This window comes from Aeromonas sp. R10-1, assembly GCF_040908465.1.
Taxonomy (GTDB): domain Bacteria; phylum Pseudomonadota; class Gammaproteobacteria; order Enterobacterales; family Aeromonadaceae; genus Aeromonas; species Aeromonas caviae.
Genome location: NZ_JBFODT010000024.1, coordinates 124,731 through 150,558, shown reverse-complemented (window position 1 = coordinate 150,558; position 25,828 = coordinate 124,731). Strand labels below are relative to the sequence as shown.

General features: G+C 62.6%; 24 protein-coding genes and 1 other annotated feature. Of the genes, 13 read left to right on the top strand and 11 right to left on the bottom strand.

The genetic code is table 11. The features are described from left to right. Positions 1 to 4: 4 nt before the first annotated feature. Genes hisH through hisG form a run of 5 tightly spaced genes read right to left on the bottom strand, consistent with a single transcriptional unit; the run spans position 5 to position 5,101 of the window. Positions 5 to 628 carry an imidazole glycerol phosphate synthase subunit HisH gene (gene hisH / locus AB5Y93_RS12175; RefSeq protein WP_221366529.1) on the bottom strand — a complete coding sequence of 208 codons (624 nt, stop codon included), beginning with the start codon at positions 626 to 628 and terminating at the stop codon, positions 5 to 7. Beyond that, complete coding sequence (gene hisB, locus AB5Y93_RS12170; RefSeq protein ID WP_104452913.1) at positions 628 to 1,761, bottom strand: bifunctional histidinol-phosphatase/imidazoleglycerol-phosphate dehydratase HisB; 1,134 nt, start codon at positions 1,759 to 1,761, stop codon at positions 628 to 630. The genes hisH and hisB overlap by 1 nt, the downstream gene beginning before the upstream one ends. A 19-nt stretch (positions 1,762 to 1,780) precedes the next feature. After that, complete coding sequence (gene hisC / locus AB5Y93_RS12165) at positions 1,781 to 2,851, bottom strand: histidinol-phosphate transaminase (RefSeq protein ID WP_104455914.1); 1,071 nt, start codon at positions 2,849 to 2,851, stop codon at positions 1,781 to 1,783. Then, the gene (gene hisD, locus AB5Y93_RS12160) at positions 2,848 to 4,173 is read right to left on the bottom strand and encodes a histidinol dehydrogenase (protein WP_368229446.1); all 1,326 of its coding nucleotides are present in this window, start codon (positions 4,171 to 4,173) and stop codon (positions 2,848 to 2,850) included. Before hisD ends, hisC begins: the two co-directional genes overlap by 4 nt. A 31-nt stretch (positions 4,174 to 4,204) precedes the next feature. Then, positions 4,205 to 5,101: an ATP phosphoribosyltransferase gene (hisG, locus tag AB5Y93_RS12155; protein ID WP_010674694.1), complete on the bottom strand. Its 897-nt coding sequence runs from the start codon at positions 5,099 to 5,101 to the stop codon at positions 4,205 to 4,207. Positions 5,102 to 5,129: 28 nt separating this feature from the next. Continuing rightward, positions 5,130 to 5,254: a sequence feature (His leader region), on the bottom strand. 190 nt (positions 5,255 to 5,444) lie between these two features. Here hisG and AB5Y93_RS12150 point away from each other — a divergent pair. The 7 genes from AB5Y93_RS12150 (at position 5,445) to rnd (ending at position 12,981) form a co-directional block, all read left to right on the top strand. Further along, positions 5,445 to 5,690 (top strand): hypothetical protein, encoded by a 246-nt coding sequence (locus AB5Y93_RS12150; RefSeq protein ID WP_010674695.1) that lies wholly within the window; start codon positions 5,445 to 5,447, stop codon positions 5,688 to 5,690. A gap of 61 nt (positions 5,691 to 5,751) precedes the next feature. After that, positions 5,752 to 7,671, top strand: coding sequence for an ATP-dependent DNA helicase (locus AB5Y93_RS12145; RefSeq protein WP_202043688.1), 1,920 nt, complete (start codon positions 5,752 to 5,754; stop codon positions 7,669 to 7,671). 97 nt (positions 7,672 to 7,768) lie between these two features. Then, the gene (tsaB, locus tag AB5Y93_RS12140; protein WP_239053608.1) at positions 7,769 to 8,470 is read left to right on the top strand and encodes a tRNA (adenosine(37)-N6)-threonylcarbamoyltransferase complex dimerization subunit type 1 TsaB; all 702 of its coding nucleotides are present in this window, start codon (positions 7,769 to 7,771) and stop codon (positions 8,468 to 8,470) included. A 50-nt stretch (positions 8,471 to 8,520) separates the two neighbouring features. Further along, entirely contained in the window at positions 8,521 to 9,036 is a 516-nt protein-coding gene (locus AB5Y93_RS12135; protein ID WP_039039136.1) for a Slp family lipoprotein, read from the top strand. Positions 9,037 to 9,045: 9 nt separating this feature from the next. After that, positions 9,046 to 9,897 (top strand): alpha/beta fold hydrolase, encoded by an 852-nt coding sequence (locus AB5Y93_RS12130; RefSeq protein ID WP_368229444.1) that lies wholly within the window; start codon positions 9,046 to 9,048, stop codon positions 9,895 to 9,897. 196 nt (positions 9,898 to 10,093) lie between these two features. Continuing rightward, a complete protein-coding gene (gene fadD / locus AB5Y93_RS12125) occupies positions 10,094 to 11,770 on the top strand; it encodes a long-chain-fatty-acid--CoA ligase FadD (protein ID WP_010674700.1) in 1,677 nt (558 codons plus the stop codon). 98 nt (positions 11,771 to 11,868) lie between these two features. Further along, positions 11,869 to 12,981, top strand: a complete 1,113-nt coding sequence (gene rnd, locus AB5Y93_RS12120; protein WP_368229443.1) for a ribonuclease D — start codon at positions 11,869 to 11,871, stop codon at positions 12,979 to 12,981. A gap of 158 nt (positions 12,982 to 13,139) precedes the next feature. Here the strand turns inward: rnd and AB5Y93_RS12115 are convergent, their stop codons facing one another. From AB5Y93_RS12115 to dusC, 4 genes are all read right to left on the bottom strand, one after another. Next, on the bottom strand, positions 13,140 to 13,508 hold the full coding sequence (locus AB5Y93_RS12115; RefSeq protein ID WP_039039175.1) for a TraR/DksA C4-type zinc finger protein: 369 nt from the start codon (positions 13,506 to 13,508) through the stop codon (positions 13,140 to 13,142). Positions 13,509 to 13,589: 81 nt separating this feature from the next. Further along, a complete protein-coding gene (locus AB5Y93_RS12110; protein WP_368229441.1) occupies positions 13,590 to 14,555 on the bottom strand; it encodes a DMT family transporter in 966 nt (321 codons plus the stop codon). 74 nt (positions 14,556 to 14,629) lie between these two features. Then, positions 14,630 to 15,457 (bottom strand): AraC family transcriptional regulator, encoded by an 828-nt coding sequence (locus AB5Y93_RS12105; RefSeq protein ID WP_180911676.1) that lies wholly within the window; start codon positions 15,455 to 15,457, stop codon positions 14,630 to 14,632. Positions 15,458 to 15,597: 140 nt separating this feature from the next. Then, positions 15,598 to 16,542, bottom strand: a complete 945-nt coding sequence (gene dusC / locus AB5Y93_RS12100; protein ID WP_180911677.1) for a tRNA dihydrouridine(16) synthase DusC — start codon at positions 16,540 to 16,542, stop codon at positions 15,598 to 15,600. A 177-nt stretch (positions 16,543 to 16,719) separates the two neighbouring features. On the opposite strand from dusC, the gene AB5Y93_RS12095 reads away from it, so the two are divergent. From AB5Y93_RS12095 to AB5Y93_RS12080, 4 genes are all read left to right on the top strand, one after another. Then, entirely contained in the window at positions 16,720 to 17,097 is a 378-nt protein-coding gene (locus AB5Y93_RS12095; protein WP_039039141.1) for a YbaN family protein, read from the top strand. Positions 17,098 to 17,229: 132 nt separating this feature from the next. After that, positions 17,230 to 17,775, top strand: a complete 546-nt coding sequence (apt, locus tag AB5Y93_RS12090; RefSeq protein ID WP_010674707.1) for an adenine phosphoribosyltransferase — start codon at positions 17,230 to 17,232, stop codon at positions 17,773 to 17,775. 177 nt (positions 17,776 to 17,952) lie between these two features. Beyond that, positions 17,953 to 20,433 (top strand): DNA polymerase III subunit gamma/tau, encoded by a 2,481-nt coding sequence (gene dnaX, locus AB5Y93_RS12085; protein ID WP_368229438.1) that lies wholly within the window; start codon positions 17,953 to 17,955, stop codon positions 20,431 to 20,433. 124 nt (positions 20,434 to 20,557) lie between these two features. Continuing rightward, positions 20,558 to 20,887, top strand: coding sequence for a YbaB/EbfC family nucleoid-associated protein (locus AB5Y93_RS12080; RefSeq protein WP_005301028.1), 330 nt, complete (start codon positions 20,558 to 20,560; stop codon positions 20,885 to 20,887). Between the two features lie 111 nt (positions 20,888 to 20,998). Here the strand turns inward: AB5Y93_RS12080 and AB5Y93_RS12075 are convergent, their stop codons facing one another. Further along, complete coding sequence (locus tag AB5Y93_RS12075; protein ID WP_042863849.1) at positions 20,999 to 21,925, bottom strand: LysR family transcriptional regulator; 927 nt, start codon at positions 21,923 to 21,925, stop codon at positions 20,999 to 21,001. Positions 21,926 to 22,043: 118 nt separating this feature from the next. Between AB5Y93_RS12075 and AB5Y93_RS12070 the strand changes: the two genes are divergently transcribed. Further along, positions 22,044 to 22,925 (top strand): pirin family protein, encoded by an 882-nt coding sequence (locus AB5Y93_RS12070; protein WP_253584887.1) that lies wholly within the window; start codon positions 22,044 to 22,046, stop codon positions 22,923 to 22,925. Between the two features lie 57 nt (positions 22,926 to 22,982). Here AB5Y93_RS12070 and AB5Y93_RS12065 read toward each other — a convergent pair whose 3' ends face one another. Continuing rightward, positions 22,983 to 24,305 carry a YjiH family protein gene (locus AB5Y93_RS12065; RefSeq protein WP_368229437.1) on the bottom strand — a complete coding sequence of 441 codons (1,323 nt, stop codon included), beginning with the start codon at positions 24,303 to 24,305 and terminating at the stop codon, positions 22,983 to 22,985. Positions 24,306 to 24,711: 406 nt separating this feature from the next. Here AB5Y93_RS12065 and AB5Y93_RS12060 point away from each other — a divergent pair, with 406 nt between their 5' ends. After that, positions 24,712 to 25,782, top strand: a complete 1,071-nt coding sequence (locus AB5Y93_RS12060) for a transcriptional regulator (RefSeq protein ID WP_041215183.1) — start codon at positions 24,712 to 24,714, stop codon at positions 25,780 to 25,782. The last annotated feature ends 46 nt before the right edge of the window (positions 25,783 to 25,828 follow it).

Sequence of the window (25,828 nt, the reverse complement as noted above, 5' to 3'; positions counted from 1 at the left end):
CCTGTCATAGCTCCAGAAAGTTTTGCAGTAGGCGGGCACCGGCCGGGCCGGATCGCTCCGGGTGGAATTGGGCGCCAAAGAAGTTGTCCCGCCCGACGATGGCGGTAAAGGGCAGGCCGTAGTCGCAGGTCGCCAGGGTCGCGTCGGTCACCTCCAGCGCATAGGAGTGGACAAAGTAGAAGTAGCTGCCGCTGGGGATGCCTTTGAGTAGCGGGTGGGTCTCGTCGTGTTCAATCTGGTTCCAGCCCATGTGGGGCAGGCGCAGGTTGCCCACCTCCATCAGGCGGATCCTGCCAGGCACGATGCCGAGGCAGTCGATGAGCGCTCCTTCGCTGCCATCGGCGCTCATGTTCTCTTCCGAGGCCTGTGCCAGCATCTGCATGCCGAGGCAGAAACCGAGCAGCGGCTGCTTGGCGGCGCGAATGAGGGGCACCAGTTCCCGCTCATTGAGGTTCTTCATGGCGGCGATGGCGGTGCCGACGCCGGGCAGGATCAGTTTGTCCGCCTGCTCGATGTCGGTGGCCTTGCAGCTCACCCTGGGTTGCACGCCGAGGCGCTCGAACGCCATGCGCACCGAGGCGAGGTTGGCGCAGCCGGTGTCGATGATGACCAGGTTCTGTTTCCCCATCACAGCACCCCCTTGCTGGAGGGAAGCTCGCTCCCTTCCACGCGAATGGCCTGGCGCAGGGCGCGGCCAAAGCCTTTGAACAGCGCCTCCACCTGATGGTGGGTGTTGCCGCTGCCCACCTTCATCTGCAAGGTGATGGCCATGGCGTCAGAGAGGGAGCGGAAGAAGTGGGGCACCATCTCGGTGGCCATCTCTCCCACGCTGTCGCGACCAAAGCCGCTCGGGCAGTCGAACACGAAGTAGGGACGGCCGCTCAGATCCAGCGCCGTGGCCACGTCCAGCTCGGTCAGCGAGGTGCTGTCAGCCTCCTGGCGGGGACGCCCGTCGATCACCGCCTGCACCTCGTCCATCGCCAGCACGAAGCCGAAGCGGCCGATGCCGCGCTTGTTGCCAAGGGCCTGGCGCAGGGCTTGACCCAGCGCCAATCCCACATCTTCCACCGTGTGGTGATCGTCGATGTGCAGATCGCCGCTCACTTTGAGCTTGAGGCGAAAGCCCGCGTGGGTCGCTATCTGATCCAGCATGTGATCGAAGAAGCCGATGCCGGTGGCGATCTGGTTGCCACCGCTCTTGTCGAGATCCACCGCCACCTGGATGCGGGTCTCCTTGGTGTAGCGCTCCACCTCGGCCACGCGCCCCTTGGAGAGCAGCTGATCACGAATGGCATTCCAGCCGTGATCTTGCGGGTGGTAGCGTATGCCGCGGATGCCCATGTTCTCGGCAAGCTGGATGTCGGTCTGTCTGTCGCCAATCACGAAGGAGTTGGCAAAGTCGATGCGGCCCGAGGCGAGATACTCCTTCACCAGCCCAAGGTGAGGCTTGCGGCAGCTGCAACCGTCGGTGGGGAAGTGGGGACAGATCAGCACTTGCTCCCAGGTGACGCCCTGGGATTCGAAGAGGTGCATCATCAGGTCGTGAGGTGGCTGGAAGTTTTCAAGGGGCAGGCTGGCGGTGCCGAGCCCATCCTGGTTGGTCACCATCACCAGCACGTAGCCAGCGGCCTGGAGCTCACGCAGCACAGGTATCACCATGGGCTCGAAGCGCAGCTTCGCAAGGCTGTCCACCTGCTTGTCGGTGACCGGCTCCTCGATCAGGGTGCCGTCACGGTCGATAAACAAAAACGGGGTTTTCATCGCTACATCCTTGCTTGTCTTACAGAGAGGGTGGGGGCAGGTCACGCAATACCGCCAGCACGGCGTCCATTTCGCCCTGGTAGCCGATGGTGATGCGGATGCTGTTGTCAAGGCCAGGCTTGCTGGAGAAATCACGCAAGATGATGCCGGCGGCCTTCATGGCGGCGAACACGGCTGCGCCATCTTTGAAGCGCACCAGCACGAAGTTGCCCTTGTCCTCGAACACTTCCTTGACGCAGGACAGACGAAGCAGCTCCGCCTTGATGAGCGCCTTTTGCTTGTTGAGTTCTAGCACCCGCTCCTGCATCAGTTCCAGCCCCATGGGAGAGAGCGCCTGGGCGGCAATCTGGGCGATGGGGTCGGGAATGGGGTAGGGCGCGATCACCTTGGCCAGCATGGCAATCACCTCGGGATCCCCCAAAGTAAAGCCGCAGCGGATCCCCGCCAGGGCGAAGGCCTTGGAGAGGGTGCGGGTCACCACCAGGTTCGGGTATTGGGCGAGCAGGTCCACCACGGAGGCCTCCGGGCAGAACTCGATGTAGGCCTCGTCCACGACGATGATGGCGCGGTCCCGGGCCTTCTCCAGCAGGGCGACGAGTCCCTTGCGGCCCACCAGATCCCCGGTGGGATTGTTGGGGGAGCAGAGGAACACCAGCTTCACGTCAGAGAGGCGATCGGCGATGGCGGGCCAGTCCGGCTGACGGCTGGCGGTCAATGGCTGCTCGACAATCCCCACGCCACAGGTCTCGGCGCTGATGGCGTACATGCCGTAGGTGGGGGGACAGATGAGGATCTGATCTTCCCCCGCCTCACAGAAGGTGCGGATCAGCAGCTCGATGGCCTCGTCGGCGCCGCGGCTCACCAGCACCTGATCCGGATTGACCCCGGCGTAGGCGGCATAGCCATTCACCACCTCGGCCGGCTGGCACTCGGGATAGCGGTTGAGACGGCTCCCCTCGACGGTGAAGGGGTAGGCCAGGGGGGCCTCGTTGGCATTGAGCCAGACGTGGCCCTGGCCGCCGATGCGGCGCGCGGACTGGTAGGGAGTGAGAGCCCGCACGACGCGACGGGCCAGATTGACGATGCTCATGACAAATCCTTCTGCTGTGCTGTTTGTTGGGGCTCGGCGGCCAGGGCGTTCAACCTGAGGGTGACGGCATGCTTGTGGGCATCGAGTCCCTCGGCCTGGGCGATGCGCTGGACGATGGGGCCAAGGCCGCGAATGCCGTCTGCAGTGAGCTCTTGAACCGTGTAGCGGCGCTGATAGTCGGCAAGCCCCAAGCTCGAGCAGGTGCGGGCATAGCCGTAGGTGGGCAGGGTGTGGTTGGTGCCGCTGGCGTAATCACCGACCGACTCCGGTGTCCATGCCCCGAGGAAGATGGAGCCCGCGTTCTCGAGCTTGTCCAGCAGATCCCGGGGGACCCGGGTCTGCACGATGAGGTGTTCCGGTGCATAGGCGTTGGAGATGGCGCAGGCCTCCTCCAGGTTGTCGCAGAGGATCACCAGGCTTGCCTTCAGGGCTTGCTCGGCGATGTCGCGGCGGCTGAGGTCGGCGAGTTGCGCCTGGATCTCGCTGCCGATGGCATCGGCCAGGGAAGCGGAGGTGGTGACCAGCACCACCTGGCTGTCGGGGCCGTGCTCGGCCTGGGAGAGCAGATCCGATGCCACGAAGGCCGGGTTGGCGCTCTCGTCTGCGATCACCAGCACCTCGGAGGGGCCGGCTGGCATGTCGATGGCGGCGCCCCGCCAGTCACGGGAAACCTGGCCCTTGGCTTCGGTCACATAGGCGTTGCCCGGGCCGAAGATCTTGTCCACCTTGGGGATGGTTTGCGTGCCATAGGCCATGGCCGCGATGGCCTGGGCGCCGCCGATGGCGAACACCTGACGGACGCCACAGGCGCGGGCGGCAAACAGGATCTCGTCGCTTGCCGGAGACGGGGTACAGAGCACCACCTCACGGCAACCGGCCAGGCTTGCCGGAATGGCCAGCATCATCACGGTGGAGGGGAGCGGCGCGCTGCCTCCCGGGACATAGAGACCGACCCGGCTGATGGGTTGGGTGCGCAGCTCGCACAGTACCCCGGGCTGGGTCTCGACGCGCACGATGGGCTGCACCTGGGCGGCGTGGAAGGTACGGATATTGGCGATGGCGGCCTCGATGGCGCCCTTGATGTCATCACCGAGTCGAGCGCAGGCGGCATCCACTTCCGCGTCGCTCACCCGAAGCTGTTCCCGGGGCGCGCGTTCGAAACGCTGGCTCAGCTCGCGCAGGGCCTCATCGCCCCGGCTGCGTACCGCAGCAATGATGTCTCGCACCACGGTACCGATGTCGGCTTCGTCGCCAAGGGCGGGCCGGGTCAGGACCTCGGCTTGCCGGGCGGGGGAGAGGGTCTTCCAGATCAGGGTCTGCATGATGTGTCTTCCTTATTCCATCTCTCTCGGCTTATTCCATCATCTTTTCAATGGGCAGCACCAGGATGGAGCTGGCACCCAGGGCCTTGAGCTGTTCCATGGTCTCCCAGAACAGGGTTTCGCTGGAGACGACGTGCAGGGCCACCTGGTTGGTGTCACCGGCGAGCTGCATGATGGTGGGACGCTCCGCCCCCGGCAGCAGATCGGTGATGGCATCGAGCTTGTCTTTGGGGGCGTGCAGCATGATGTATTTGCTTTCGCGCGCCTGCTGCATCCCCTGGATGCGGGGCAGCAGCTTGTCGATGAGTTTCTGCTTGGCATCGTTCAGGGGGTTGGGGGCCTGCACCAGGACGGCCTTGGAACGGTAGATCACCTCGACCTCTTTCAGGCCGTTGGCTTCCAGGGTTGCGCCGGTGGAGACCAGATCGCAGATGGCATCGGCCAGACCCGCGCGGGGGGCCACTTCCACCGAGCCGCCCAGCATCACGCTCTTGAAGCCCAGGCCCTTCTCGTCGAAGAAGCGCTTGAGCAGACCGGGGTAGGAGGTGGCGATGCGCTTGCCAGCCAGGCTCTCGGGTCCTGTGTAGTTGACATCGTCCGGCACCGCCAGAGAGAGGCGGCAGCCGCCAAAGTCGAGCTGCTTGAGGGTCTTCACCGCAAAGGGCTGCCCCTGGGCTGCGCGGATGAGCTGCACCTCTTCGAGAACGTTCTCGCCGATGATGCCAAGATCGACCACCCCTTCCATCACCAGACCCGGGATGTCGTCATCACGCACCCGCAGAATGTCGATGGGCATGTTCTCGACATGGGCGATGAGGCGCTGTTCCCGCAGGTTGATCTTGAGGCCGCAGCTCTTGAAGAGGGCCTGGGAATCCTGGCTCAGACGACCGGATTTTTGCATGGCGATGCGCAGACGTTGTGTTTCCATTGCTCGGTTTCCTTCTAGTCAAAAACGAAAAAACCCTCGGAAGTATGTGCTTCCGAGGGTTCATGAATCTTGCGGTCCTTTTGGAAGTCACCAGTTAAGTGTCTTCCAGCAGTCAACCTCCTGAAAGACTATTCGGGATGATGATGGTGATGATGAGTCTTCAGGTTGGTGAACTTCATGATGTAATCAATCCTTTACAAATCAGATGCCGTTGTTGACGCCCGGTTTAAACTACCTGCCTTGACAGAAAATGCAACCGAAAAATGTGATCCGGACGATTAAAGTTGAGAAAACGGTTTTCTGGTCGATAACTAGACAATGAGATGCCAAAGGAGGCGACATCATGCCCAGCCAGGACCTGTTATTTCCCATCCTGCCCCGCGCACCCTCGACACCGAGCCCGGATGACATCAAGCGGGAGGTGACCCAGATCAGCCAGAAACATCAGCTGCGCAAGATAGGCACCGACAATGGCGGCGGTGGCCAGCATCACCAGCAGAGAGAGCAGCCGCCAAAGCCTGATCAACCAGCGGTGCAGGATGATGATCACAAACCGGATCCGGACCACCGGATTGATCTCTTCGTCTGAACGCATTATCAGTCCCGCTTTTTCCGCGCTTTTGGCATAATGCCCGCTTTTGCAGCGGGACATGCCTTTGACCATCATCCAGACCCTGTTCAAGCCAGACGGCCCCCTGGCCCGCCATATCGACGGCTTCAAGGCCCGTGCCCCGCAACTGGAGATGGCCGAGGCGGTGTCGCGCGCCATCAAGCAAGGTGGCCGCTTGCTGGTGGAGGCTGGAACGGGCACTGGCAAAACCTATGCCTATCTGGTGCCTGCGCTGGAATCCGGCAAGCGGGTGGTGATCAGCACCGGGTCCAAGAACCTGCAAGAGCAGCTCTTCTATCGGGATCTGCCCACCATCACGGGGGCGCTTCACTACACCCCGCCGGTGGCACTGCTCAAGGGGCGCAGCAATTACCTCTGCATCGAGCGGATGAACCGGCTATTGAGTGAATCCCATCTGCAAAAGCCCGAGATCCTGAGCGATCTCGTGAAGGTCAAATCCTGGTCGACCGCCACCGACAACGGCGATGTGGGGGATATCCCGGGGCTACAGGAGAACGCCGAGATCCTTGCCCACGTCACCAGCACCAACGACAACTGCCTGGGTCGCGACTGCCCCTATTACGATGATTGTCACCTGGTCATCGCCCGGCGCCGTGCCATGGACGCCCAGGTGGTGGTGATCAACCACCACCTCTTTTTCGCCGACATGGCGGTCAAAGACACCGGCTTTGGCGAGCTGGTGCCCGAGGCGCAGGTCTATGTATTCGACGAGGCGCACCAGCTGCCCGAGATCGCCAGCCACTACTTCGGCAAGTCCGTGGGCAGCCGCACCATCCAGGATTTGGCGCAGGATATCCAGCTCGCCTACCGGGCAGAGGCTCATGACATGGCCCAGCTTGGCAAGGCGGCGGACAGGCTCGCCATTGCCAGTCAGGATTTGCGCCTTGCCTTCGGCGTGGAGGGGGGGCGCGGCAACACCCGGGATCTGCTGAGACAATCCCTCTGGGCCCAGGCGCTGGCCCGCCTCAACGATGCCATCGGGCTCTGTTATGAAGTGCTGAAACTGGCGCTCGGGCGAGGGGAGCAGCTGGATCACTGTTTCGAGCGCATCAGTGAGCTGCGCACCCGCCTTGGGGAGGTGCTGGCGATCAACCAGACCGGTTTCTCCTACTGGTATGACTGTTCGCGTCTGCACTTTACCCTCAATCTGACGCCGCTGTCGGTCGCCGAGCGCTTCGGTGCCGAGGTGCAGCGCCCCGAGGTGGCCTGGGTCTTCACCTCGGCCACCTTGACGGTGGACAATCGCTTCGCCCACTTCGTCGCCGAGATGGGGCTGGCCGGCAGCGCCGAACTCATTCTCGACAGTCCGTTCGATTACGCCGAGCAAGCGCGCCTGTGCGTACCCCGTTTCTTGCCAGAGCCCAATGCCTTCGGGCGCGGGGAGCAGCTGGCGACCCTGATGATCCCCCTCATCAACAAGACGCCGGGGGGGTGTTTCTTCCTCTGCACCAGTCATCAGGTGATGCGCCAGGTGGCCGAGGTGCTGCGCCGGGAAATCGGCCGCACCGTCCTGCTGCAAGGGGAAGACAACAAGCAGCGGCTGCTCAAGACCTTCGTGGAGAACGGTCGGGCCGTGCTGGTGGCCACCAGCAGTTTCTGGGAGGGGATAGACGTGCGGGGGGCGGCATTGTCCTGTGTTATCATCGACAAGCTGCCTTTTGCGAGCCCGGACGATCCCCAGCTCAAGGCACGGGTGGAGGATTGCAAGCTCAAGGGGGGGGATCCCTTTGCCGAGCTGCAGTTGCCCAAGGCGGTGATTGCCCTCAAGCAGGGGGTGGGGCGGCTCATCCGTGATCGCAGTGATCACGGCGTACTGGTTATTTGTGATCCTCGGGTGGTCAACAAGCCCTATGGCGCCACCTTCATCAAGAGCCTGCCTGCCATTCCACGGACCCGGGAGCTGGCGACCCTGGGAGAATTTTTCGGACCACGGGAGTGAGTCCGCCGCGCCGGGGCTGATTGCACCCGGCCATGCATGACGGCAGGCCTTGGCCATGCTGACGATTTAACTGACTGATGTGAAGAGAATAAAAAGAATGGATGAGTTGAAGATCCTGGCCGTGGATACCGCCACCGAAGCCTGCTCCGCAGCCCTCATGGTGGGTGACACCCTCTACTCCCGCTGGGAAGAGGCGCCGCGTGACCATACCCGCAAGATCCTGCCCATGGTTCAGGCTCTGTTGGATGAAGCCGGTCTATCGTTGGATGAGCTCGACGCCATCGCCTTCGGTCGTGGGCCTGGCTCCTTCACCGGGGTACGGATCGGGATCAGCGTGGCCCAGGGGCTCGCCTTTGGTGCCGGCGTGCCGATGATCGGTGTCTCCACCCTGGCGGCCATGGCCCAGGGGGCCCATAAGCTGGAAGGGGCCGAGCAGGTGCTTGCCGCCATCGATGCGCGCATGGACGAGGTCTATTTCGGCCACTACGCCTTGGTGGACGGGGTGATGACGCTGGTGGGCGAGGAGGTGGTGAGCGAGCCAGCCGCACTGGTGCAGGCCCGTGACAAGCTGACTGGCGCGGTGAGCTGCGTTGGCACCGGTTTTGAAACCTATGGCGAGACCCTGTGCGGCCTGGCAGATGTGCTGATGCCAAGCCAGGTGCGTTTCCCGGCGGCCGCCGACATGCTGCCTCTGGCACGCCAGGCCTGGTTTGCGGGTGAGGCGGTGCCGGTTGAGCAAGCCACCCCTGTCTATCTGCGTGACAAGGTGACCTGGAAGAAACTGCCGGGTCGCGAATAGGCGGCAACGGCTGCCCCGGGCTGCTTTGTCGGACGATGAAGGAGAGACGAATGAGAAAATCCGTGATCATGCTGGGATTGGTGGGGCTGCTGCTGGGCGGTTGCAGCACGGTGCCCAAAGAGCTTGCCTATGAGCCTGCGGATCAGCTGGTGGCCTATCAACCCGCTCTGCAGGGGATGGAAGGCAAGCCGGCCCGCTGGAGCGGTGTCATCTCGGCGGTCCACAACAAGGCGGATCAGAGTGTCATCGAGGTGGTCTATCTGCCCCTCAAGTCTAACGGGGTGCCGGAGCAGACCGAGCAGAGCCCCGGTCGTTTTCTCGCCATCATGCAGGGGTTTGTCGACCCGACCCTCTATGCCAAGGGTCGCAGCCTGACGGTGCTCGGCACCCTCGACAAGCCTGTGGACAGCCAGATTGGCGAGCACAAGTATCGCTTCTCGGTACTCAAGGTGACGGGGAGCAAGCTGTGGCCACCGGTGAAGGAGGTGGAGATCCGCTACATGGATCCCTACTTTTACGATCCTTTCTATGATCCCTTCTGGCCCAGACGGCCCCTGCGCCGCTGAGGAGCCCGGATGACGGCGACATTGCAGGAGCGCAGGCTGCGCCTGGCGGACGGGCGGCACATCGCCCTGCTGGACAATGGTCAGGAGGGCAGACCGCTGCTGGTGGCCCTCCATGGCTGGCTCGACAACGGTGCCAGCTTTTTGCCTCTGGCCCCCTGGCTGGGGGCGTTTCATCTGGTCTGCGTCGATCTGCCGGGCCATGGTCACTCCGATCACAAGTCGACTCCCTATGTCTTCGTGGACTGGCTGGATGATCTCTACCAGATCACCCAGGCCGCGGGCTGGCAGCGTTTCATCCTGCTTGGTCACTCCCTGGGGGCGCTGATTGCCTCTGCCTATGCCGGCGTTTTTCCCGAACAAATCGAGCGGCTCATTCTGCTGGAGGGGCTCGGCCCCTTGAGCCAGCCCGACGAGGAGGTACCGGTGCAGCTGCGCCGCGCCATCCTCAATCGCACTCGTACCCGTGAGCGTGCAACCAGTGGATTTGCCACCCTCGAGGAGGCGGTGGCTGCCCGCTGCAAGGTGGCGGACATCCCCCCGAGTGCGGCACGCCTTATCTGCGAGCGACAACTGGAGGTGCGGGCAGGGCGCTGGTATTGGCGCAGTGATCCCCGTCTTCGCGATCTCTCGCCCCTGCGCATGAGCGAGGGGCAGGCCCAGGCCCTGATCCGGGCCATCGTCTGTCCGGTGCTCTTTATCCGGGGAGAGCAGGGCTTCCCCGGGCTCCTGGCACAGTGGCAGTTGCGGGAGGCGGCCTTTGGCCACATTGAACGGGTGACAGTGGCAGGAGGCCATCATTTTCATATGGAAAATTCATCAGAAACCGCCGTTTATATCGAAAACTTCGCTGAAATCCGGTAGGATCGGCGGCTTTGAATCATGTCAGGTTTGCTTTCTCCCTCACACTTCCCGTTGTTAATTCACTGTTAATTGATGTTGCCTTATGTAAATATGTGCGGCATTAGAGCATGAACTTAAAACAATTGATTGAAATGGATGTGACAGGGACGGAGGCAACACAGTGAGCGCACAGGTGCGAGTTATGCAGGAGAAGTTCGTGGAAAGAGTCTGGCTGAAGCGTTATCCAGAAGGGGTGCCCGCCGAGATCAATCCAGACCAATACGGCTCTCTGGTCGAGATGTTTGAAGAGTCGGTGAACCAGTTCGCCGATCAACCCGCCTTCGTCAACATGGGGCAGACCATTACCTACCGCCGGCTGGAGGAGCAGTCCCGAGCCTTCGCCGCCTACCTGCAAAACGAGCTGAAGCTCGGCAAGGGGGACAGGGTGGCCGTGATGATGCCGAACCTGCTGCAATACCCCATCGCGGTATTCGGCATCCTGCGGGCCGGCATGACGGTGGTGAACGTCAACCCCCTCTATACCCCGCGCGAGCTGGAGCATCAGTTGAAAGACTCCGGCGCCAAGGCCATCGTCATCGTCTCCAACTTTGCCCACACCCTGGAAAAAGTGGTGTATGACACCCCGGTCAAGCACGTGATCCTGACCCGGATGGGAGACAACCTGGGGCTGGCCAAGGGGACCCTGGTCAACTTCGTGGTCAAATACGTCAAGAAGCTGGTGCCCAAGTACAACCTGCCCCATGCCAGCACCATGCGCCAGGCCCTCGCCAAGGGGCGCTACCTGCAGTACATCAAACCCGAGATCAGCAACCAGGACATCGCCTTCCTGCAATACACCGGCGGGACCACCGGCCTCTCCAAGGGCGCCATGCTGACTCATCGCAACATGATCGCCAACGTCGAGCAGTGCCTCGGTGTCTATGGCCCCGTGCTGGAGCGCGGCAAGGAGTTCGTGGTCACGGCGCTGCCGCTCTATCACGTCTTCGCCTTGACGGTGAACTGCCTGCTGTTCATGCGTCTGGGGGGCTACAACCTGCTCATCAGCAACCCCCGCGACATCCCGGGTTTTGTCAAAGAGATCAAGAAATATCCTTTCACCTGCATCACCGGGGTGAACACCCTGTTCAACGCCCTGGTCAACAACGACGAGTTCAAGGGCATGGATTTTGCCAAGCTCAAGCTCACCATCGGTGGCGGCATGGCGGTGCAACGGGCGGTGGCCGAGCAGTGGAAGGGGCTGACCGGCACCCCGCTGCTGGAGGGCTATGGCCTGACCGAGTGCTCGCCCCTGGTGAGCGTCTGCCCCTATGATCTGGTGGATTACAACGGCTCCATCGGCCTGCCGGTCTGCTCCACCGAGATCCGTCTGGTGGATGACGAGGGGAACCAGGTCACCGAACGGGGCGCCCCCGGCGAGATGCAGGTGCGCGGTCCTCAGGTGATGACCGGCTACTGGCAGCGCCCGGAGGCGACCGCCGAGGTGATGCAGGATGGCTGGCTCTGCACCGGCGACATCGCGGTATGCGACGAGCAGGGTTTCTTCAAGATCGTCGATCGCAAGAAGGACATGATCCTGGTCTCCGGCTTCAACGTCTACCCGAACGAGATAGAAGACGTGGTGGCCCTGCATCCCAAGGTGCTGGAGGTGGCCGCCGTCGGCGTACCCAACCCGGTGTCCGGCGAGCAGGTGAAGATCTTCGTGGTCAAGAAAGATGCAAAGCTGGCGGAAGAGGAGATAATTGCCCACTGCCGCAAACATCTGACTGCCTATAAGGTGCCGAAACTGGTAGAATTTCGCGACGAACTTCCCAAGACCAACGTGGGCAAGATCCTGCGCCGCGTACTGCGCGACGAGGAGATTGCCAAGCAGTAACCGGCATGGACTGCTTTGCAGTCCAGCGCTGTCGTTATGCAAAACCGTGGGACATCCACGGTTTTTTCTTTCTGGATCCGACCAACGTGCAGGCAACGATGCAATATCAACTCATTTCACAGCAAGCCGAACTGGATCAGTATCTCGCTTCTCTGGCCGACGTTCCCCTGGCCATCGATACCGAATTCGTTCGCACCCGTACCTACTATCCCCAGCTCGGTCTGTTCCAGATCTACGATGGCAAGCAGCTTGCCCTGCTCGATCCCCTGACCCTGGATCTCTCCGGTTTGTGGCAGCGCCTCGGTCGGGCCGGACAGATTGCCATCCTGCACGCCTCCGGTGAGGATCTGGAACTCATCCAGCATCAGGCGGGTCACCTGCCCAACCAGATGCACGATACCCAGCTGGCGGCAGCCTTCCTGGGCCATGGCGTGTCGGTGGGGTTTGGCGCTCTGGTCAACGAATTCCTCGGGGTCGAGCTTGAGAAGGATCAGGCCCGTACCGACTGGCTGGCGCGCCCCCTTACCCCTCGTCAGCTGGAATATGCCGCGGCGGATGTCTTCTACCTCATGCCCCTCTACGAGAAGGTGATGGCCAGACTGCGCGAGAGCGGCAAGTTCCCCTGGTTCGAGCAGGAGTGCCAGAACCACTCCGCCCGCAAGACCCAGGGCAGCGATCCCCGTCAGGCCTACCTCGAGATAGTCAACGCCTGGCAACTGGGTTGCCGCGAGCTGGCCATCCTGCGCGAGCTGGCCGCCTGGCGCCAGCAGGAAGCGGTACGCCGGGATCTCGCCCTCAACTTCGTGGTCAAAGAGCTGCACCTGTTCAAGGTGGCGGAGCGTCGTCCCGCTTCCCTTCGGGATCTCAACGAACTGGGCCTCTCGCCCATCGAGATCAAGATCCACGGCAAGCGGATGCTGGACATCGTCGCCGCCGCCCAGCAGAGCGACCCTGCGAGCTGGCCCGATCCCATCCGCCGTCTGGTGGACTTCCCCCAGTACAAGGCCGAGCTCAAGCGCATCAAGGCCATGGTGGAGGAGAAGGCCAAGGCCAGCAACATTCCGCCGGAGCTGGTGGCGAGCAAGAAGATCATCCACCAGTACTTCACCTGGAGCTGGCGCATGAGTGCCGAGGAGCGGGCCAGGGCGGACAAGCCCATGCTGCTGCAAGGGTGGCGTCATGAGCTGGTAGGCCACCTGCTGGCCCAGTGACGAGTACGCAGTACGAGAAGGGGAGTCCATGACTCCCCTTTTTCATGCCTGTGCGGCTGCCCCCGGGGGTTGCCGGGATCGTCGCGCCAGGGGGTTGGTCATGATGGGAAGCGAGAAGGGGTGGAGGAGGAAAATGGCGGGCACAAAAGGTGCCCCCATCAGAGTTCGTGAGCGTGGAATCCCTTGCGGTAGCGGGCCTCGCAGCGCGGGCAGCGTTGCAGGGTCGGATCCTGTTCCAGCTGTTCAGGGAGCAGCGGCTCCTCACAATCGGAGCAGAAGCCATAGAGCCCCAGATCCATCTGGCAGAGCGCCGCGTCGAGCCGTTTGAGGCGTGCCACGCTGTGTTCCACCCCGGGCAGATCGAGACGGCTGGTCAGATCAACCAGTTGATCCCGCTCGCAGCGCTCCACCTTCTGTGCCCAGTCATCTTGTCGACAGGCCTTGAGCTGACGGATCAGCTCCTCTCTTGTTTGCGCCCAGTCGGTCAGAAGGCGCTGATGCCATTCGGCCAACCGGGCTTGCGTCACTTCACACACAGCAGCCCCCAAAAACGAGTGATAAAACTCGGCCAGTATAGGGAAACCCGCGGTTTATCAAGATGACATGAGTCAAGTTAACCGTGCTTTGACGGGTTTTTCCGGCAGGTGCTGCGGCTTGCCGGTGATGACGTAGAGCACCCCCGCCACCAGACAGACGACACCTACCAGGGTACTCATGGGGGGCATGATCCCGCGCAGCATAAAAGCGTACAAGAGCCCCGCCAGAGTCTCGAACACGATGAGCGGCCCGACCAGCACGGTCGGCAGGCGCTGGCTCGCCTCGTTCCAGCACAGGGTGCCGAGCCAGGAGCAGAAGAGCCCCACCGCCCCCATCAGCAGCACGAAGCGCAGGGGCGTCGGCCCGAAGGGCAGGGGAAAGTCCGGTGCGCTCAGGGCAAGATGGCCGAGGCTGCCGAGATAGGCAATGAGCGCCACCGGCAGGGTCACCAGCCCCTGGGCGGTGGCCCAGACGGCCGGACTGCGGCCCGGGTGCTCGCGCAGCCAGCGGGCGTTGCGCAGGGGATACCAAGTCCAGCACAGCACGGCGCCCATCGCCAGGGCGAGCCCAAGCAGTTGTTCGGCGCGCGCCTCGGTGTGCCAGGTCAGCTCGGCGCTGTTGACCAGATAGAGGCCGGCCCCCATCAGCACCAGGGACGGGTAGAGCCGGGTGCGGGAGAGGCGACCGTCCCGTGCGCCATAGAGGCGGTTGGCGGCCAGGGCCGTCACCACCGGCAGGGTGCCGATAAACATGGCCGCCAGGGGCGAGCCGATGCGCAAGATGGCTCCCGACAGGCAGAAGTAGTAAAGGAGGTTCCCCACCAGAGTGAGGGCGAGGGCCTCGCGCCAGTCGCTGGCCGAGAGGGCTGCCAGGTGTTTGCGGGCCTGCCAGGCGATCGGCAGTACGATGAGGCCGAAGGCGAGGTAGCGGCCGCTCGCGAGCAGGGCGGGGGGGTAGCCGTCTACCAAGAGGGGGGCGACGAAGATGAGCCCCCACATCAGGCCGGCCAGCAGGGCAAACAGGACTCCGATCAACATGTTTCATATCCGGTAAAGAAGAAGGAGGCCAGCCTAGCAGGGGGGAAGGGGGGCGTATTGAACCAGATTGCGCTTTAGCGGCCAGCCTGCACCTGTTTCTGGTAGCGGACCGGGGTGGTGCCATAGCGGCGCAGGAAGGCACGGTTGAGGTGGGATTGATCGGCCAGACCACAGGCGGCGGCCACCTCGGCAGCGGGCAGGCCGGCAGCCAGCCACCCCTTGGCGCGCTGCAGGCGGATGGCCATCAACATCTGCTGGGGGGTGACGTGAAAGCGGGCCTTGAAGCTGCGCTGGAAGTGGTAGGGGCTGAGGTTCACTGCACCGGCCAGCTCGGCCAGGGTAATGGGGCGAGCGAAACAGGCCTGCATATAGTCGATGGCGCGGCCCAGAGGGTGGGCCGCTTCGCGCGGGGCCGCCAGGGCCCGGGCATGGGGGCGCAAGGTCTCGCACACCCTCAGCAGCAGGCCGTCGGCGGCGAGCTCGCTGTCACAGTGCCAGAGGGCATCCAGGGCCGCCTGCAGGACGGGGGCAGTGCGCGGATCGCTTCGCACGGCATCGGTGAAATACCAGTCGCGCTCGCCGCTGATGGCCTCGAGCCGGTCGGCGGGCAGGTAGAGCATGCGATAGCGCCACCCCTGCTCGCAGGCTGACTCGCCCGTGTGCAGCTCATCGGGGTTCATCAGCACCAGGCTGCCGGGACCGGCCAGGAGCTGGCTGCCGCGATAGCGAAAGCGCTCGGCACCGCACTCGATGACACCGAGGCCAAACCCCTCGTGACTATGGGGATCGAAGATGTGGTGCTGGATGTGGGCGCGATAGAGCTCGGTCGCAGGCTGCCCCGGCAGGGCGCGAAAATCGGCCCTGTCGTGCTGATGGGTAAAGTTGACCGGCACTCCTTGCATCCTGACCTCCTGTCAATGAGCCTTCATCATAGGGCGCCGCGGGGCGGCGGCCAAGTCTAGGCCTGTGAGGCGCACTCGCGCTCGAGGGCGGCGCGGATCTCGTCTGCGGTCTTTAGGGCGCTGCGGGGCGGCGGCCAAGCCTAGACCCGTGCGGCGCACTCGCGCTCGAGGGCGGTACGGATCTCGTCCGCGGTCTTGATGGTGCGGATGCGACGAAACAGCTCGTCGGCCTGGGGGTATTCCCGCACTATGTAGGAGAACCACTGCTTGATGCGACTGGGGTAGTAGTCGGCCTTGTCGCTCGCCAGATCCTGCTCGGTGTAGGTCACCATCAGTTGCAGTACCTCGGCCCAGCTCATGTGGGCACACCCCGTCTTCATCACGTTGGCCAGGTTGGGCAGGGAGATGGCGCCCCGGCCCACCATGAGAGCATCGCAACCGGACACCCGGGCACAGGTCAGGGCATCGGCATGGTTCCAGATCTCGCCGTTGGCGGTGACGGGGATGGGCAGGGCGCGGCGGATGGCGTCCACGTACTCCCAGTGGGCCGGCGCCTTGTAGCCTTCGCGCTTGGTGCGGGCATGCACCGCCAGCTCGTTGGCCCCCCCCTGATAGACGGCCTGGGCGTTGTCCAGATAGAGATCCTTGTCATCGTATCCCAGGCGGATCTTGGCGCTCACCGGCAGGTGGGCAGGCACGGCCTCCCGCACCGCCTTGACGATGCGATAGACGGTCTCGGGCTCCTTGAGCAGCACGGCGCCCCCCTTGCTCTTGTTGACCGTGGGGGCAGGGCAGCCGAAGTTGAGGTCGACCCCGGGAGAGCCGAGCTCGATGGCCCGGATGGCATTTTCTGCCAGCCACTCCGGATGCTGTCCCAGCAGTTGCACCCGTACCGGGGTCCCTGCACGGGTCTTGCCATCCTGTTTCAGCTCGGGGCAGAGGCGATGGAAGACCTTGGCGGGCAGCAGTTGATCGACCACCCGGATGAATTCACTGACGCAGAGGTCGTAATCATTGACGGAGGTGAGGACCTCCCGCATCAGGTGATCCAGCACCCCCTGCATGGGGGCCAAAATAACGCGCATAGCTGCTTCCGAAGACAAGGGGAGAAAAAAGAGCGCAGATTGTAGTGGCAATGGCCGGGATTGTCAGCCGTCTGCCCACTCGATGGCCCCCATCGACGGCCACCGATTGGACCAGGCTGTCAGCTTTCGGGCCAACTCTGTTAGGCTAAAGGCAGAGATACATGCAGAGGAGTACCCATGAAACGCTGGTGTCTGATGGCCCTGGGCTGGCTTGCCTTCGCCACCGGGATAGTCGGGATAGTTCTGCCCCTGCTGCCGACCACCCCCTTCATGTTGCTGGCGGCGGCGCTGTTTGCGCGCTCCTCCCCCCGCTTTCATGGCTGGTTGCTGGCGCATCCCTGGTTTGGCCCCCCCATCCTCGACTGGCAGCAGTATCGCGGCATTCGCCGCCACGCCAGACGCCGCGCCATCATCTTCATCCTGATCTCGTTCTCGGTATCGCTGCTGGTGGTGCCGTTGCCCTGGGTGAGGTGGCTGCTGGTTGTCATAATGGTGATCCTGCTCACCTGGTTGATGCGTCTGCCGGTGCTGGAGCCGGTTGCAATGAAGAAGTGAAATCCCTAAGCTATCGCGGCAATAATGCTATGGAGTTGGCTCGTCATTTTTGCGTGACGGGCCTTTTTATTGCCCCCAGGCGGAGACCCCGTGCGCCGCCATGGCAGGGCTCAAAAAATAAGCGGTCAAATAATGAATCCGGAAACCCTGAAGTTTATCGAAGCGAGCATCAAGACCATTCCCGACTATCCGAAGCCGGGCATTCTGTTTCGCGACATCACCAGCCTGATCGAGAATGCCGAGGCTTTCAAGGCCACCATCGATCTGCTGGCCGATCATTACCGTGATCAAGGCATCACCAAGATTGTTGGCACCGAGGCCCGTGGCTTCATCTTCGGCGCCCCGGTTGCCTACGCCATGGGGCTGGGGTTCGTGCCGGTGCGCAAGCCGGGCAAGCTGCCCCGCGCCGTCATCGAGGAGTCCTACGCCCTGGAGTACGGCACCGACACCCTGCAACTGCACACCGATGCCATCGTGCCCGGTGACAAGGTGCTGGTGGTGGACGATCTGCTGGCCACCGGCGGCACCGTCGATGCCACCGTCAAGCTCATCCGCCGCGCCGGCGGTGAGGTAGCGGATGCCGCTTTCATCATCTCCCTGCCGTCCCTGGGCGGTGATGCCCGCCTGACCGCCGCCGGCGTCAAGGTGGTCTCACTGGTGGAACTCGCGGGGGCATAAATCGCCCCTTCGCGCGGCAGGCCTCGTCACCCTGCTTTCTGCCGCAAACCGGTGCCTGAACGGGCACCGGTTTGAAATTCAAGCGATCCCTCCCAAGGCGGCGCATCCCCCATACAGCCAGCCCTCCATTTGTGTTAGCATCCAGCCTCAATGCCTCGTTTCCCAGCATCGAGATCTATGAGCTATCAGGTTTTGGCGCGCAAATGGCGCCCCCATACGTTTGAACAAGTGGTCGGCCAGCAACATGTGCTGACTGCCCTGACCAATGCCCTGGATCAGGGACGGCTTCACCATGCCTACCTGCTGAGCGGGACCCGCGGGGTGGGCAAGACCACCATCGCCCGCATTCTGGCCAAGAGTCTCAACTGCGAGCAGGGGATCAGCAGCCATCCGTGCGGTGTGTGCGATACCTGCCGCGAGATCGATCAGGGCAATTTCGTCGATCTGCTGGAAATCGATGCGGCGTCCCGCACCAAGGTGGAAGACACCCGCGAACTGCTCGACAACGTGCAGTACCGTCCGGCCCGTGGTCGTTTCAAGGTGTACCTCATCGATGAAGTGCACATGCTGTCGCGCCACAGCTTCAATGCGCTGCTCAAAACCCTGGAAGAGCCGCCGCCCTATGTGAAATTCCTGCTGGCCACCACGGATCCGCAGAAGCTCCCCATCACCATCCTCTCGCGCTGCCTGCAGTTTCATCTCAAGAGTCTGGATCAGACCCAGATCGCCAGGCAGCTCGAATGGGTGCTGGACCAGGAGGGTCAACCCTTCGAGCCTCGCGCCCTGCTGGCCCTGGCCAAGGCGGCCGACGGCAGCATGCGCGATGCCCTGAGCCTCACCGATCAGGCGTTGGCCCACGGCAACGGCAGCGTGCGCCTGGAGAGCGTGCTCGCCATGCTGGGGACCCTCGATCATCACCACCTGCACCAGTTGCTGGAGGCAGTGCTGCGCCAGGATGCCCCGGCCACCATGGCCAAGATCACCGAGATTGCTACCCTGGGGCCGGATTTCGACCAGCTTCACGCCGAGCTGGAAGCCTTGCTCCATCGGGTGGCCATGGCGCAACTGCTGCCTGCGAGCGTGCAGGAGCAGGGGGCGGATGCCGATGCCTTGCTGCAGCTCGCCGGAGCCATGAGCCCGGAAGAGGTGCAGCTCTGCTATCAAATCGTGCTGGGGGGGCGCAAGGATCTGCCCTGGGCCCCTGACGGGCGCACCGCACTGGAGATGACCTGTCTGCGGATGCTGGCCTTCTCTCCCCGGCGCGAGGTGGTCCATCCCGCCAACCTGGCGGCCCAACCTCTCATGACAGGGCACTCCGGCGTGATGGCGGCAGCGAGGGAAAGCGCGTCGCTCCTGCCGGGAAAGCCCCAGGGGGCTGAGCCGGCCCCGGCTGCCAGCGCAGCACCACAGGCTCCCGCCGCGCCAGCATCGGTCCTTGAGGCCGAGCACGTCGCCCCCTCACCCAAGGCGGAGGAGGGCGCAGTGCTGGATCCGCTCTTTGCCGAGCAGGATGAGCTGCTGCGTGAGGCCGAACGGATGGGTTACGAGGCCGTGGTGCCTGCCAGTCCGCCTGCAGAGCCTGCCTCTGCGCCGTTGGCGGCTGATGACGCCGGGCAGACGCAGCAGGTTGAGGTCCAAGGGGAAGACGTCGCCATCTCTTCGACCTCCAGCATGCAGAGCCTGCTTGGCAAGCGTAATCTGCTGCGAAGCCGCCTGCGTGGCGAGCAGAGTGCAAACGCCGCGCCCGCCCGGGTCACCCCCGTCAAACCCGTGGCCGCGACCAAACCGGCCCCTGCGATGCCTGCCGTCGCGACTTCACCCCAGGCCGAGGTGCAACCAGCGGCGCGGCCCGAGATGCCGGGGCAGGGATCTGCCATGCAAACGGCGTATGACGACCTGCCCCCTCTGGAGGCCTATGAAGAGGGAGCCAGTGACTACGAAGAGTATCTGAGTCAGGGGTTTGACGAGGGGTTTGCCAGTGCCCCGTTGCCCACGCGGGCAGTGACTTCCGCCCAGCCAGCTCCCGCCACCATGGCATCTCCTTCGCAGGCGGATCTGCCGCCCTGGGATCTGGGCGCTGACGTCGGCAGCGCCGATGCGGCGGCACCTGCGGTTGTCGCTATGGTGTCTGCCGCGCCTCCAGTGGCCGCGAGCGAGCCTCAGCCCGCCATCGCGTTGATGGAGACCATCGACTGGGATGCGCTGGAGAGTGACGCCCAGCCCGAGGAGGAGGGGGAGGTCGCCCGTCTGATCCCCTCGTCCTTGCTGGTCAATTGCGGGGACGCCTGGGCCGAGCTCATCGCCCGCACCGGGGTGGGGGGGCGGCTGCGTCAACTGGCCATCAACGCGGTGATGACCCAGGAAGGCAATCGTGTCTCCCTGCTGCTCAAACCCGAGCAGCGCCATCTGGTGAGCGACAAGGCCCGCGCCGATCTGGCCGAGATAATCGGTCCCGAGCTGGGCGGCCCGGTTCACATCGATGTGACCCTGGGCTCGGATCCCGCGCGGGAGACGCCGCTCGAGATAGAGCACCGTCTCTATCTCGGGGTGCGTGAACAGGTGAGCCGGGATCTGGCGGCGGATCCCAACGTACAATTCTTGCAGCAGCGTTTCGGCGCCGTGCTCCATCCCGAGAGCATCGAACCCCTGAGTCGCTGAGTTGCGCTGAAAAAACCGTGCCGGGGTTTGTCCCCGGTTGAAAAGACCTTTGGCTGCCCCCATTTAGGGCAGATGAACCCACAGCCCGGCGCTGGATGCCGGATTTCAAGACGAGAGACGATCTATGTTTGGTAAAGGTGGAATGGGTAACCTGATGAAACAGGCCCAACAGATGCAAGAGCGCATGCAGAAGATGCAAGAGCAGCTGGCCCAGATGGAAGTGGTCGGCGAGGCGGGCGCAGGCATGGTCAAGGTGACCATGGCCGGCAGCCACAGCGTGCGTCGTATCGAGATCGATCCCAGCCTGATGGAAGATGACAAGGAGATGCTGGAAGATCTGGTCGCCGCCGCCGTCAATGACGCCGTGCGCCGCGTGGAAGAGCAGAACAAGGCCAAGATGGGCGAGCTGACCGGCGGCATGCAACTGCCCCCGGGCTTCAAAATGCCCTTCTGAGGATACTGCCCGTATCCGTTTCTCCTCCTCTGAGAAGGGAAAAAATGAAAAGGCCAGAGCCAAGCTCTGGCCTTTTGCATGTTGGCCCCCCCGGGAACGGCCATGCACAGATCATGGCGGGGGCGGCGCACTTGCCTGCCCCAGGGGGGAGAAGCCCTCGACCAGATGATCGATGAGGGCGCGGATGGCAGGCAGCAGACCGCGGCGTGAGGGGAAGACCGCGTGGATCACCTCCTGGCGCGGGGCCCAGTCGGGGAGCAGACGCACCAGCCGGCCATCGGCCAGGGGCTCATTCATCATCATGGTGGGCAGTTGCACGACCCCGAGCCCGTCGATCGCCCCCTGACGCAATGTCTGCATGTCGGTGGTGGCAAAGCGGGGGCTGTGGTGCTGTTTGACTCGGGCACCATCGGGGCCCAGCAGGGTCCAGTGATGGCCTTCCAGGCTGGCGCCGTGACCGAGGCTCGGCCATGACAGCAGATCTGCGGGGGCCCGGGGCATGCCGAGTGACGCGACAAGGGCCGGACTTGCCACCAGACACTGGGTCGCATAACCCAGCACCCGCATGGCGAGATCGCTGTCCTCCAGGGGCAGTGGTCGCACCCTGAGCGCCATGTCCAACCCCTCCGCGACCAGATCCACCGCCCGGTTGACCCCGACGAGCTGCACCTTGACGCTGGGATGGGCCAGGGCGAAGGAGACCAGCATCCTCCCTACGTGGGCGTGCAGCAGATCGATGGGGCAGGCGATGCGAACCAGACCGCAAGGCTCGCTCTGGGTCGCGGCGATGAGATCCTGCGCCGCATCGGCTTCCACCAGCATGGCCCGGCAACGGGTGTAATAAGCCTGCCCGAGTTCGGTGACGGTGAAGCTGCGGGTGGAACGCTGGATAAGACGCACACCGAGTCGCTCCTCCAGCATGGCGATGCGGCGGCTGAGCCTGGATTTGGGCATGCCGAGGGCCCTGCCGGCCTGGGCAAAGCCCCCGTGATCCACCACCTGGACATAGAAATAGAGGTCGTTGAGATCCTGTTGCATGGGGTTATCGTTCACAAAATAGGACGCTGATGGCAAATTTTACGTCTACCGGATGCAGCGTTCCAGACTCACAATGCGAGCCACGACACATCCCGTGACGATCACCCAGGAGAGCATCATGAAAAGAGTCATCGGTATTTACAGCGCCCCTCGACAACACTGGGTCGGCGACGGATTCCCGGTTCGCTCGCTGTTCTCGTATCAGACCCATGGCCGCGCCTTGAGCCCCTTCCTGCTGCTGGACAGGGCTGGCCCGGCACATTTCGAGCCCGCCGATCATGCCAGGGGCGTGGGGGAGCACCCGCACCGTGGCTTCGAGACGGTCACCATCGTCTATGAAGGGGAGGTCGCCCATCGAGACTCGACCGGCCAGGGGGGGATCATCGGTCCGGGAGACGTGCAGTGGATGACGGCCGCCGCCGGCATCATGCATGACGAATTCCACTCCCAGGGGTTTACCCGTCGTGGTGGTACCCTCGACATGGTGCAGCTGTGGGTCAACCTGCCCGCCAAACACAAGATGTCGACGCCCGGTTATCAGGGCATCACCAGCGACAGCATCCCGCAACTGAGACTCAAGGAGGGCGATGTGCGGGTGCGCATCATCGCCGGGAACGATGCCGGGTTGCAACAAGGCGAGGTAGAGGGGCCTGCCCGCACCTTCTCGCCCATGAACATCTGGGATCTGCGGCTCAAGGGCGGGGCCAGCGTGGTGCTGCCGGCGGTAGCGGGATGGAACAGCGCCTTGGTGGTGCTCAAGGGCTCTCTCATTATCAACGGTCAGGAGCGCGCGGGCGAAGCACAACTGGTGCTGCTCGATCCCAACGGTGAGGAGTTCATGTTGGAGGCGGAAGGCGAGGCCAGCTTGTTGCTGCTGAGTGGCGAGCCCATCGATGAACCCATCGTGGGTTATGGCCCCTTTGTCATGAACAGCGAGGCAGAGATCCATCAGGCGATAGATGATTTCAACAGCGGCCGGTTCGCCGTCATCGCCCCCTGAGACAATCCTGATAAAAACAAAGCGCCTGATGGCGCTTTGTTTTTTTATGAGCCTTGGTCAACCGAGCCAGCCGAGGGCCAGCGCCAGCCTGCCGCACAAGGCGGCCAGCAGGATGCCAAGCAGGGTGCGCAGCAGCCAGATCACCACCAGCTGTCCCACGCTCACCGGGATCCGGGTGGCCAGGATGCAGGGGATGGAGGCAGAGAAGAAGAGCACCGAGCTGACCGAAACCACGGCCGCGACATAGCGCACCAGCAGGTCGGCATCCTTGAGCAGGATGGCGGGCAGGAACATCTCGGCCAGACCGGCAGAGAGGGCCTTGGCGGTGGCGAGCGGCTCGCCGAGATCCAGCAGCCAGGTCAGTGGCCAGAGCAGCCAGCCCAGCAGATCGAACAGGGGGGTGTGCTTTGCCAGCAGCAGGCCCAGCAGACCGACGGACAGTATGGTGGGCACCACGGCAGCGGCCATGTGAAGACCGTCCCTGAGGTTGTCCTTCAATTGCCGCAGCAGGGGATCTGCCTGGTGGGACTGGGTCAGGCCGCAGGTGAGGGCCGCCTGCCAGCGGCTCATGCCAGCCGGTAGCGGCTCGTCGGTCTCCCCATGGTGAGCCAGGCGACTGATGGGAGGAACACGCGCCAGGATGGCGGTGATGACGAAAGTGATCACCAGGGTGGACCAGAAGTAGAAGTTCCAGTGTCCCATCAGGTTGAGGGTCTTGGCCACGATGATCATGAAGGCGGCCGAGACGGTGGAGAAGCCGGTGGCGATGATGACGGCTTCTCGCACCGTGTACTTGCCCGCGAGGAAGACCCGGTTGGTGATGAGCAGGCCCACCGAGTAGCTGCCGACGAAAGAGGCGACCGCATCAATGGCGGAGTGACCCGGCGTGCGCCACAGGGGGCGCATCACTGGTTGCATCAGCACCCCGATGAATTCCAGCAGGCCGAAACCGAGCAGGAAGGTCAGGGCCATGGCGCCGATAGGCACGATGAGGCCCACAGACATGGCCAGTTTGTCGAACAGGAAGGGGAGGCGATCCGGGATCATCAACCAGGCAGGGCCCCAGTCTGTGACATACAAAATGGCCAGGGCCAGTCCGAGCAGCTTGAACAGGCTCAATACCCTGTCGATGGGACGGGCGCGCCAGCGGCCATCCAGCAAGGGGGTGATGGCGCCATAGGCGATGAGCAAGAGAATGAGGGTCAGGGCAAGGGGGCGCTGGGCAATCAGAAAGCCGGCCAGGTGATCCACCACTATGGTGCTGCGCCCGCCAAGCTCGAAGGGAACAAAAAAGATGGCGATGCCAAGCAGACTGGCCAGCAGCAGCTTGATGCCGGCCCCTGATCCTGCCGGTACTGTGAGTGTGTGTTCAGGTTCCATTTTCTCTCCTTGTGGTCCGCATGGTTCAATTCCGTTGAGGGGATGATTTGTATATACAATATCGTCTGGCGCTCAAAATGGAAACACCAAAGCTACCAAAATGCAACATGTGAATCGGTGTGGATGCAGATGACCACAATGTTGAAAAGCGTGATCTTGGGGGGAGGAGGGGCCGGGATGGCGAGTGGGTGGTGAGACATCAAGAGGTAAAACAGGGAGGTAAGCGACCAGCGCCAGGAAAAACATGAGCGGCTATTTACCCTTTTTGGCCATATTCATTCATGAGCCTATATTCATGACTATTTATGAATAAATCATAAACCCTTTGTTCATTTGACTACTTTTCGACTATCCCATTGCAGAGTAAGATGCCTCTTCAATAAAAATAAGAATTAGGAGTTCGGGTGTGAAGGCATTAGAGAAAGAAAGGATATCGCCCTATATCAGCCAGTTATACGAGTGCGGTATTAATGATTCTGACATTAAGCTCGTCGTGGACCAATTTCGTGCCGACGTTTCCTGTAGTTCATCCCTGTTTTTATTGCGGGATGATGACAAGAGCGACGGAATAAAGCTTTTTTCCAGCGGTCTGACCGAGGCCCAGCAGCAGTTTTACCTGCAGCATCATCGTCAGGATGTGTGGTTCAACCACTACCTGGATAAAGGGTGCAAGGGGATCGTCAGCGCCAACAGCATTTCAAGCTCGGTGGGCCTGCTGGCAAGTTTCGGCGCCCAATTCGCCGCCGGCGGCGTCTGCCAGGTGAAAGGGAGGGGGCTGAGCAGCCTGTGCAGTTACCGTGGTGCAGCGCAAGATGATTTCAGCAGTCGCGACCTCACCTCGCTCTCGGAAATCTATTCCGGACTGGCGGCCTGGAGCCACCATTATTGGAACTTGCTGGCCCTGGAAACCCAGAACTATCAGTTGCAACAGCTGGTGAAAAACCATAATAAGCCCAGCGCCATCATAGACGACAAGGGGCATATTCATTATTCCAATGTGGCCTTCAACCGTATTGCCGATGAAAATGTGGAATTGCGGGCCATCAATGGCATTTTCTCTTTGCAGAATAAGGAGCAGCAACGCCAGCTCAAGGAGATCCTCAATGGCTTTGCCTATTTGCTGCCCGGCGCCAGCGCCTATATGTCCATTCCCCGTCAGCCTAACTTGCGTCCGCTGCTGGTCCAATGCACCCTGATGAGCGGACTCAGCCGCTTTGAACGCTATGTGGAAGTGGTGCTGCGTGACCCCGAGCACGCCTTCAACCCCGACATCGAAGCGCTGGCCAGCCTCTATCCCCTCACCATTGGCGAGAAGGAGCTGCTGGTGCTGATGAGCAAGGGTTACAGCAGCAACGACATCGCGGAGCTGCGCGGTGTCAAGGTGGAAACTGTGCGCTCCACCCTGAAAGGGGTGTTCAAGAAGACCGACTGCCACAGCCAGAACGAGCTCTTGCTCTTGCTGCAATCCATCTCCTGATCCATGCGGACTATGCTTGGAGTGAGCCGGACATAGTGCCCGGCTC

Excerpts from the sequence above, each read along its gene's own strand:
- AB5Y93_RS12110 (WP_368229441.1), bottom strand. The coding sequence starts at position 14,555 with ATGTTGATCGGAGTCCTGTTTGCCCTGCTGGCCGGCCTGATGTGGGGG.
- apt (WP_010674707.1), top strand. The coding sequence starts at position 17,230 with ATGAATCCGGAAACCCTGAAGTTTATCGAAGCGAGCATCAAGACCATT.
- AB5Y93_RS12095 (WP_039039141.1), top strand. The coding sequence starts at position 16,720 with ATGAAACGCTGGTGTCTGATGGCCCTGGGCTGGCTTGCCTTCGCCACC.
- dnaX (WP_368229438.1), top strand. The coding sequence starts at position 17,953 with ATGAGCTATCAGGTTTTGGCGCGCAAATGGCGCCCCCATACGTTTGAA.
- AB5Y93_RS12065 (WP_368229437.1), bottom strand. The coding sequence starts at position 24,305 with ATGGAACCTGAACACACACTCACAGTACCGGCAGGATCAGGGGCCGGC.
- hisG (WP_010674694.1), bottom strand. The coding sequence starts at position 5,101 with ATGGAAACACAACGTCTGCGCATCGCCATGCAAAAATCCGGTCGTCTG.
- AB5Y93_RS12075 (WP_042863849.1), bottom strand. The coding sequence starts at position 21,925 with ATGCAACAGGATCTCAACGACCTCTATTTCTATGTCCAGGTGGTGGAT.
- AB5Y93_RS12105 (WP_180911676.1), bottom strand. The coding sequence starts at position 15,457 with ATGCAAGGAGTGCCGGTCAACTTTACCCATCAGCACGACAGGGCCGAT.
- AB5Y93_RS12145 (WP_202043688.1), top strand. The coding sequence starts at position 5,752 with ATGCCTTTGACCATCATCCAGACCCTGTTCAAGCCAGACGGCCCCCTG.
- AB5Y93_RS12080 (WP_005301028.1), top strand. The coding sequence starts at position 20,558 with ATGTTTGGTAAAGGTGGAATGGGTAACCTGATGAAACAGGCCCAACAG.
- AB5Y93_RS12135 (WP_039039136.1), top strand. The coding sequence starts at position 8,521 with ATGAGAAAATCCGTGATCATGCTGGGATTGGTGGGGCTGCTGCTGGGC.
- hisC (WP_104455914.1), bottom strand. The coding sequence starts at position 2,851 with ATGAGCATCGTCAATCTGGCCCGTCGCGTCGTGCGGGCTCTCACTCCC.
- hisD (WP_368229446.1), bottom strand. The coding sequence starts at position 4,173 with ATGCAGACCCTGATCTGGAAGACCCTCTCCCCCGCCCGGCAAGCCGAG.
- AB5Y93_RS12130 (WP_368229444.1), top strand. The coding sequence starts at position 9,046 with ATGACGGCGACATTGCAGGAGCGCAGGCTGCGCCTGGCGGACGGGCGG.
- hisB (WP_104452913.1), bottom strand. The coding sequence starts at position 1,761 with ATGAAAACCCCGTTTTTGTTTATCGACCGTGACGGCACCCTGATCGAG.
- rnd (WP_368229443.1), top strand. The coding sequence starts at position 11,869 with ATGCAATATCAACTCATTTCACAGCAAGCCGAACTGGATCAGTATCTC.
- tsaB (WP_239053608.1), top strand. The coding sequence starts at position 7,769 with ATGGATGAGTTGAAGATCCTGGCCGTGGATACCGCCACCGAAGCCTGC.
- AB5Y93_RS12150 (WP_010674695.1), top strand. The coding sequence starts at position 5,445 with ATGCCCAGCCAGGACCTGTTATTTCCCATCCTGCCCCGCGCACCCTCG.
- AB5Y93_RS12070 (WP_253584887.1), top strand. The coding sequence starts at position 22,044 with ATGAAAAGAGTCATCGGTATTTACAGCGCCCCTCGACAACACTGGGTC.
- dusC (WP_180911677.1), bottom strand. The coding sequence starts at position 16,542 with ATGCGCGTTATTTTGGCCCCCATGCAGGGGGTGCTGGATCACCTGATG.
- hisH (WP_221366529.1), bottom strand. The coding sequence starts at position 628 with ATGGGGAAACAGAACCTGGTCATCATCGACACCGGCTGCGCCAACCTC.